The 5,129-nt window shown below is 63.1% G+C and carries 4 protein-coding genes; 1 reads left to right on the top strand and 3 read right to left on the bottom strand.

Annotation, left to right across the window (positions count from 1 at the left end; all coding sequences use genetic code 11):
- The first annotated feature begins 257 nt into the window (after positions 1-257).
- Positions 258-1,346 carry a TRAP transporter substrate-binding protein gene (locus WCB02_RS28385; protein ID WP_423963067.1) on the top strand — a complete coding sequence of 363 codons (1,089 nt, stop codon included), beginning with the start codon at positions 258-260 and terminating at the stop codon, positions 1,344-1,346.
- A gap of 160 nt (positions 1,347-1,506) precedes the next feature.
- On the opposite strand, the gene WCB02_RS28380 is transcribed toward WCB02_RS28385, so the two are convergent.
- The 3 genes from WCB02_RS28380 to moaA all read right to left on the bottom strand — a co-directional run bounded on the left by WCB02_RS28380 (position 1,507) and on the right by moaA (position 5,015).
- Positions 1,507-3,111, bottom strand: a complete 1,605-nt coding sequence (locus WCB02_RS28380; RefSeq protein WP_423963066.1) for a TRAP transporter large permease — start codon at positions 3,109-3,111, stop codon at positions 1,507-1,509.
- The gene (locus WCB02_RS28375; protein WP_423963065.1) at positions 3,108-3,647 is read right to left on the bottom strand and encodes a TRAP transporter small permease subunit; all 540 of its coding nucleotides are present in this window, start codon (positions 3,645-3,647) and stop codon (positions 3,108-3,110) included. The genes WCB02_RS28380 and WCB02_RS28375 overlap by 4 nt, the downstream gene beginning before the upstream one ends.
- Before the next feature lie 333 nt (positions 3,648-3,980).
- Positions 3,981-5,015 (bottom strand): GTP 3',8-cyclase MoaA, encoded by a 1,035-nt coding sequence (moaA, locus tag WCB02_RS28370; protein WP_423963064.1) that lies wholly within the window; start codon positions 5,013-5,015, stop codon positions 3,981-3,983.
- Between the last annotated feature and the right edge of the window lie 114 nt (positions 5,016-5,129).

Here is a 5,129-nt window from a genome sequence, read left to right as displayed (position 1 = left end):
TCGGTCCGATGAATATCTGTGGTGGCAGGTCGCCGAATACACGTTTGATACGTTCATGATCCGCTCGCGCACGCGCGGGTGATCACGACTCAAGTCGGGGATGAAAAGCCCGGCCTCCCAGCGGAGGCCGGGCTTTTGCGTTGCGGTGGCTCAGTTCACCATGGAAATCCGGAAAGGGATGTTCCACACTGGCCGGCAGGCCTCGCCACGAAGGCTGTTGAGAACGAAAAACTGATCAGCTGAGGGAGGGAGCAACCATGAAACGTCGAGATTTCATCAAGGTCACGGGTTTGGGCGTTGCCGGCGCGGCGACGATTGCGGCGCCGGCGGTCGCGCAATCGATGCCGGAGATCAAATGGCGCATGACGACGAGCTGGCCGAAATCGCTCGACACGCTGCATGGCGGCGCCGAGATCATGGCGAAAGCGGTCGGCGAGGCCACCGACAACAAATTCCAGATCCAGACCTTTGCCGCAGGCGAGATCGTGCCCGGCCTGCAGGTGCTGGACGCCGTGCAAAGCGCCACTGTCGAGATCGGCCACACCGCGTCGTATTATTATTTCGGCAAGGACCCGACCTTCACCTTCGGCTCCTCGGTGCCGTTCGGTCCCGACACCCGCATCAACCAGGCCTGGTATATCGCGGGCGGCGGCAGGGAGGCGCTCAACGAGTTCTACAAGGGCTACGATATCCTGTCACTGCTAGCCGGCAACACCGGCTGCCAGATGGGCGGCTGGTTTCGCAAGGAGATCAATACCGTCGACGATTTGCAGGGCCTCAAATTCCGCATCGGCGGCTTTGCCGGGCGCGTGATGCAGAAGCTCGGCTCGGTGCCGCAGCAATTGGCCGGCGGTGACATCTATCCGGCGCTGGAAAAGGGCACCATCGACGCGGCCGAATGGGTCGGTCCGTATGACGACGAGAAGCTCGGCCTCTATAAGGTCGCGCCGCATTACTATTACCCCGGTTGGTGGGAGGGCGGCACCATGATCCTGGCCTTCGTCAATCTCGGCAAGTTCGACGCGCTGCCGAAATATTACCAGAGCGTGCTGGAGCAGGCCGGCCACCTCGCCAACAACTGGATGATGGCGAAATACGACTCGGTCAACCCGATGGCGCTGCGCAAATTGCTCGCCGGCGGCACCAGGCTGCATGCCTTCTCGCCGCCGATCATGGAGGCCTCCTTCAAGGCGGCCAAGGAACTCCACGGCGAAGTCGCCGCCAGCAACGCCAACTTCAAGAAGGTCTACGAGTCGCTGACCAACTACTCCAGCAACGCCTATTCCTGGTTCCAGGTCGCCGAGGTCGGCTACGACAATTTCATGGCCCGGCACTCGCAGAGCTGAGCGGAGGAATTCGCGCGAAGCTCCCGGCAGCGCTTAGATGCGTAGGGCGGATTGGAGCCCATCGGGTCCGTGCGCAGCGCGGAGCCGATGGGCGTAATCCGCGGTTACGCGGCGAGATGGCGGGTTAAGGCTTCGCCTCCAACCCTCGCTACACGCTGGGCTACGGCTTCGCCGGCGGCCCGAAATCGAGCGGTGGCAGATCGAGCTGCGGCACCTCGATCTTGACCTTGTTCAGATCGACGTCGATCGGCTTGTCGAGCAGGCCGGTCACCGTGATCGGGAAGGCGATCACCAGGATGACCATGATGGCCTGCAGCCCGATCCAGGGCATCGCGCCCCAATAGATGTCGGAGCTCTTGACCTCCTTGGGCGCCACGCCGCGCAGATAGAACAGCGCGAAGCCGAACGGGGGATGCAAGAACGAGGTCTGCATGTTGACGCACAGCATGACGCCGAACCAGATCAGGGCGGCGTCCGGTCCGACCACCGGTGCCAGCACCTTCTGTGCCACCGGCGCGATCATGGGCAGGAGGATGAAGGCGATCTCGAAGAAGTCGAGGAAAAACGCCAGGAAGAAGATGAAGAGGTTGATGAAGATCAAGAAGCCCCAGACCCCGCCGGGCAGCGAGGTCAACAGATGCTCCAGCCAGACTCCGCCGGAGACCCCGAGAAACACCACCGAGAAGCAGGTCGAGCCGATCAGGATGAAGGTGACCATGGTGGTGATGCGCATGGTCGTCTCGTAGCCCTGCTTGATCAGGTCGCGCAGTTCGGGAATCCTTACCGCCTCGAGGCAGATCCAGACCACCGCGAGATAGGTGAGCGCGAACGCGGTCTTGAAGATCAGCCCTTCGGTGTAGAACATGCCGATGATGGTGCCGATGCCGGCGGCGATGATGCCGATGATCAGGATCTTGCTGCCGGCCGCGGTGAAGTCCTTGTGATGGATAGCGGCCAGCACGATGGCGCCGACAGCGCCCATGGCGCCGGCTTCGGTCGGCGTCGCCAGACCCATCATCATGGTGCCGAGCACGACGAAGATCAGCACGGCGGAGGGGACGATGCCGAGCAGGCATTTCTTCCACAGCGCCCAGCCGGTCAGGGTGCGCGCGTCCTTCGGCACCGGCGGCACGTGATCCGGCTTGAAGACGCCGAGCAGGAAGGTGTAGCCGGCGAACAGCATGATCTGAAACACCGACGGTCCCCAGGCGCCGAGATACATGTCGCCGACCGACTTGCCGAGCTGGTCGGCCAGCACGATCAGGACCAGCGAGGGAGGCACCAACTGGGTGATGGTGCCGGAGGCCGCCAGCACGCCGGTGATGTAGCGCATGTTGTAGCCGTAGCGGATCATCACCGGCATCGAGATCAGCGCCATGGCGATGACCTGCGCTGCCACCGTGCCGGTGATGGCGCCCAGGATGAAGCCCACGATGATGACGGAGTAGCCCAGCCCGCCGCGGATCGGGCCGAACAGCTGCCCCATCGAATCGAGCATGTCCTCGGCGAGCCCGCAGCGCTCCAGCACCGCGCCCATGAAGGTGAAGAACGGGATCGCCAGCAGTAATTCATTGGACAGCACGCTGCCGAACACGCGGCCGGGTATCGCCTGCAGGAAATTAAGGTCAAAGAAACCGAGATGGATGGCGAGGAAGCCGAACGAAAGTCCGACGGCGGCGAGCGTGAAGGCGACGGGGAAGCCGATCAGCATCGCCAGGACCAGGCCGCCGAACATCAAGGGCGGCATCATCTCCAGCGTAATCATTGCGTCGGCCTCTCGTACTTGGCGTCGATCGTGACCTCGCCCTTCAGCGCCGCGATGCGCTTGATGACTTCGGAGACGCCCTGCAGCGCCAGCATCACGAAGCCGGAGGGGATCACGAACTTGATCGGCCAGCGGACCAGGCCGCCGGCATTGCCCGACATCTCGCCGACCGCATAGGCCTGCATGAAGAACGGCCAGGACAGATAGGCCAAGAGCAGGCAGGAGGGGATCAGGAAGAACAGCGTTCCGATCAGGTCGAGCCAGAGCTGACCGCGCTCGGTCAGGAACAGATAGAAGATCTCGACGCGGACATGCTCGTTGCGCTTGAAGGTGTAGGAGGCGCCGAACATCACCAGGATCGCGAACATGTACCACTGCAGTTCGAGCCAGCCGTTTGAGCTGTAGCCGAACGCGTAGCGGATCATGGCGTTGCCCGCGCTGACCAGGCACGCCGCCAGCACCAGCAGATTGCAGACATAGCCGATCTTTTCGTTGATCAGATCGATGGCTGAACTGACCGCCAGCAATGGACGCATCTTGTTCTCCGCGGTCGCGCCGGCCCTAGGGCGCGCCGATCAGGTCTATCGGCATCGCTCCGCCATCACGCATGGAGCGCGCGCGGCCACGGCTGGTCGGCTGAAGCGATTGCAAGGATAGTCCTCCCCCTTGTGCTTTCGTCTTGTGCTCTCATCGTGCTGTTGCCGTCTCGCCTGCGCCGGCTGGGCGCAGTGGCCGACGCGGGCCGAGCAGGCTCTCGAAAGCAGGCGCACCATTTCAGCGCGCCCTGGCGGCGTCAATCGGAAAATCGGCAAATTGCCCAGGGTCAAGCCATTGTCCGGCTTGGTAAATCAGTTCGATCGGGGACGGGCTCAGCCGCCGGTCACGCTCATATGGCGGCTGACGCTCGGGCGGTTGTGGCGGCGATCGATGATGAAGTCGTGACCCTTCGGCTTCGATCCGATGGCGCGATCGATCGCGGCGCCGAGCAGGTCGTCGGCGGCGGAGGCGCGCAGCGGCTTGCGCAGATCGGAGGCATCCTCCTGGCCGAGACAGGTGTGCAGCGTCCCGGTGCAGGTGATCCGCACCCGGTTGCAGGATTCGCAGAAATTATGGGTCATCGGGGTGATGAAGCCGAGCTTGCCGCCGGTCTCGCTGACGCGGACATAGCGCGCAGGTCCGCCGGTGTCGTCGGCGAGGTCGGTCATTGTGTAGCGCTGGGCCAGCCGCGCGCGCAGCAGCGACAGCGGGACATATTGGTCGATGCGGCCTTCACCGATCTCGCCCATCGGCATCACCTCGATCAGCGTCAGGGCCATGCCGTTGCCATGCGCCCATTGCATCAGCTGCGGGATCTCGTCCTCGTTGAAATGCTTCAGCGCCACCGTGTTGATCTTCACGGCAAGGCCTGCCGCGCGCGCGGCCTCGATGCCGGCCAAAACCTTGTCCAGATCGCCCCAGCGCGTGATGGCGCGGAATTTTTCGGGATCGAGCGTATCCAGGGAGACATTGATACGGCGCATGCCGCAGCCGTGTAATTCTTTCGCGTAGCGGGCGAGCTGCGTGCCGTTGGTGGTCATCGTCAGTTCGCGCAAAGCGCCGGTATCGAGGTGGCGCGATAGCGAGCGCACCAGCGACATCAGATTGCGCCGGACCAGCGGTTCGCCGCCGGTCAGCCGCAGCTTCTTCACGCCCTTGGCAATGAAGGCCGAGCACAGCCGGTCCAGCTCCTCGAGCGTCAACAGGTCCGCCTTGGGCAGGAAGGTCATGTCCTCGGACATGCAGTAGAGACAGCGCAGATCGCAGCGATCGGTAACCGAGACCCGCAAATAGCTGATGATCCGCCCGAACGGATCGGTCATCGGACGGGCCAGCGAGGCGAGCGAGGTGGAAGTGGGTCCGGTCATTGGCTGCAAGGGCCTTAAATCACAGTGGCCGCGGGTGGGGCGGGGCGATGCGACGTCATGCCACCAATTTAAGTACGATGCGACCCCGAACAATCCGTTCGAAGGCGCGAGATC

Source organism: Bradyrhizobium sp. (assembly GCF_049581145.1).
Classification (GTDB): domain Bacteria; phylum Pseudomonadota; class Alphaproteobacteria; order Rhizobiales; family Xanthobacteraceae; genus Bradyrhizobium.
This window is presented reverse-complemented; position numbering and strand designations above follow the sequence as displayed.

What these genes read in the sequence shown, in the direction of transcription:
- WCB02_RS28385 (WP_423963067.1), top strand. Translation starts at nt 258, where the DNA reads ATGAAACGTCGAGATTTCATCAAGGTCACGGGTTTGGGCGTTGCCGGC.
- WCB02_RS28380 (WP_423963066.1), bottom strand. Translation starts at nt 3,111, where the DNA reads ATGATTACGCTGGAGATGATGCCGCCCTTGATGTTCGGCGGCCTGGTC.
- WCB02_RS28375 (WP_423963065.1), bottom strand. Translation starts at nt 3,647, where the DNA reads ATGCGTCCATTGCTGGCGGTCAGTTCAGCCATCGATCTGATCAACGAA.
- moaA (WP_423963064.1), bottom strand. Translation starts at nt 5,015, where the DNA reads ATGACCGGACCCACTTCCACCTCGCTCGCCTCGCTGGCCCGTCCGATG.